The sequence below is a fragment of the Streptomyces sp. KLMMK genome, from assembly GCF_036961605.1.
GTDB classification, from domain to species: Bacteria; Actinomycetota; Actinomycetes; order Streptomycetales; family Streptomycetaceae; genus Streptomyces; species Streptomyces telluris.
Map to the genome: position 1 here is coordinate 1 of NZ_JBAMDC010000598.1, position 2,834 is coordinate 2,834.

Sequence of the window (2,834 nt, forward strand, 5' to 3'; positions counted from 1 at the left end):
AGCCGCCCAGGCCGCCGGTGACGAGGCAGGTCCCGTCGGCGGCGAGCCGCAGGGGGCGGGGGGCGCGGTGGACGGGGACCGGCTCGTCGAACGTGATCACGATCTTGCCCAGGTGTTTGGAGTGCTGCAGGAGCCGGAACGCCTCCTCGATGCGGTGGGCGGGATAGACCAGGTGGGGCAGCGGGATGTAGTCGCCGGCGCGGAGGTGCGCGAGGACCTCGTCGAACACGGCCGCCGCGTGGCCGGGGTCCTGCCAGGCCAGGTTGGCGGCGTCCACGACACAGTGCACGGCGTTCTCCGCCAGCGCCTTCTGCAGCATGCGCTGGTTGCCGAGGACGTCCCGCTTGCCGAGCTCGACGAACCGGCCGCAGGGGGCCAGCAGTTCGCGGGTACGGGCCGCGGCCTCGCCGCTGAGGGAATTGAGCACGACGTCGACGCCGCGCCCGCCCGTGTGCTCGCGGACCCGGTCGGCGAAGGCGTGCGTGCGCGAGTCCAGCGCCAGCTCGGCCCCGAGGGCGCGCGCCAGGTCCCGCTTGAGCGGGCTGCCCGCCGTCGCGATGAACCGGGCGCCCACGAGCTGGGCGTACTGGGCCGCCGCCATGCCGACGCCTCCGGCGGCGCCGTGGACGAGGAGCGTCTCGCCCGGCCGGAGGCGGGCGAGGTGCTTGAGGCTGTGCTGGACGGTGAAGAACACCGCCGGCACGGTGGCCGCTTCCCCGAAGGCCATGCCGTCGGGGACCGGGCGCAGCGCGGCGGCCGGGATCCGCACGTGGGAGGCGAAGGCCCCGGGGAACAGGCCGAAGACCCGGTCGCCCACGGACAGGTCCGCGACGTCCTCTCCGACGGCGGTGACCACCCCGGCCCCTTCCAGGCCCAGGTAGTCCTCCGAGGGGATGCCGTCCTCGGCCACCGGTGGCAGCAGCCCCGTCGCAACCATCACGTCGCGGTAGTTGAGCGCCGCGGCGCGCACCGCGACGACCACGTCCGCGGGCCCCGGGTCGCCGGCGGTCGTCTCGGTCCACCGCAGCCCGTAGGCCATGCCCTGGTCCCGGAGCTGCAGCCGGTAGCGGACCCCGCCGTCCGGTGCGGCCGGTTCCGCGGGCGGAGCGGCCCGCTCGAAGCGGTGGACGAACCGGCCGCCCCGGGTCAGGGCGACCTCGTCCTCGTCCTGCCCGCCCTCGGGCGCCGTGGCGAGGAGCTCGCGGGCCAGCCGCGCCGCGTCCCCGGCCGGGCCGGCTCCGCGGTCGAGGGAGACGCGCCGCACGCCGAAGCGCGTTTCGTTGGCCAGCGTACGGGTCACGCCCCATGCGGCGGCCTGGCCGGGGAAGGCCGGCCGTTCCGGCGCGGGCAGGGCTCCGGTGGGGTGGGTGACCAGGACGAAGTGGCGTCCGGACGCGCCCGGCGGCGCCTGGCCGGCCAGGGCCAGGGAGCGCAGCGCGGCGGCCCGGCGCACGGCCAGCTCCGTGCAGGCGGCGGGGTCGCCCTCGGCGGCCCGGTCCGGGGCGGAGCTCAGCAGCAGGGCGATCGCCGCCGACGGCGCCTGGCCGAGGAGGTCCTGCCATCCTTCCGCGCCGTCCGGCAGGGGCACCACGCGTGCCGCCGCGCAGCCCGCGGCGGTCAGTTCCGCGGCCACGTGTGTTCCCAGGGCGCTCTCGGCGGCGTCCTCGGTGACGAGGAGCCAGGAGTCCCGGGCGGGCGGGCCGGCGGGGACGGCCGGTGGGGCTCCGGCCGCCGCCGGGGTACGGGCGAGGAGCACGGAGAAGTGCTCGCTCGCGGGTGCGCTCGCGGCACTCACCTGCACCACGTCCGCGAAGCCGCTTCCGGACAGCACGTCCGGCCACTGCTCGCGGGCCAGCAGGATGGATTCCGGGCGGAGCGCGGTGTCACGGGCCGCCCAGAAGTCCTCCAGCGTGCCGAACACCAGCGCCAGGACCGGGGGTTCGTGGACCTCCAGGGCGAGCAGGTGTCCCCCGGGGGCGAGCAGCCGGGCCAGCCGGCGCAGGCTCTCTTCGAGGTCCAGCGCCGTGTGCAGCGCGACTCCGGCGACGACGACGTCGAAGGAGCCCTCGGCGAAGCCCTGTTCCGCCGGTTCGGCGTTGAGGTCGAAGACACGGTAGGTGACGAGGGGCTCGTAGCGGCCGAGGCGGGCCCGGGCCGGGGGGAAGAACGCGGCGGAGACGTCACTGAAGACGTACTGGGCGCGGTCGTCCAGCAGCGGCAGGAGGTGCACGGCCAGCCCGCCCGTACCGGCGCCCACCTCCAGGATGCGCAGCGGCCGGTCCGCGGGCCAGGCGCGGATCAGCGCGCCCAGCAGCTCGGCGACCATGCGGTTGTGGGCCGTCACCGGAGGGTTGATGTCGTAGTACTGCTGGACCAGCTCCGGGCCGCTGTCCTGGAACAGCAGCTCCAGCGCGTCCCGCCGCCCGCACAGCAGATCCGGCAGCTGCAGGGCGAAGCGCAGGTTGAGGGCGTGCGAAGGGAGGTAGCCGGCGAGCCCGGACACCTCGCGCATGCCCGGCACCGTCCCGGTTCCCAGCAACTGCCAGCCCTCCCCGGCGGGCGCCAGCAGCCCTTCCTCCTCCGCCGTGCGCGCCAGCAGCCGCACCAGCTTCTCGTGCCGCGGCAGCACTCCCGCCGCACGGAGGTCGCCGAACGTGAAGTCGTCCCGCCCCGGCAGCAGTTGTGCGAAGGCCCTGGCCGCGCTGGCCCCCGTGATCCGCTGCAGAAAGGTGTGCGCCTTCCCGTACCGCTCGGCCCACGGCCCCCTCCGCAGCCGCTCCAGCCCCTCCTCCGCCGCCGCGGCCACCTCGCCCGGCGACGGCGGCACCCACGCC

1 protein-coding gene is annotated in these 2,834 nt (G+C 76.1%); it reads right to left on the reverse strand.

Annotated elements, in window-relative coordinates:
* The coding region (locus tag V7793_RS36080; protein ID WP_336013902.1) for a zinc-binding dehydrogenase at positions 1-2,834 on the reverse strand (2,834 nt) is incomplete at both ends.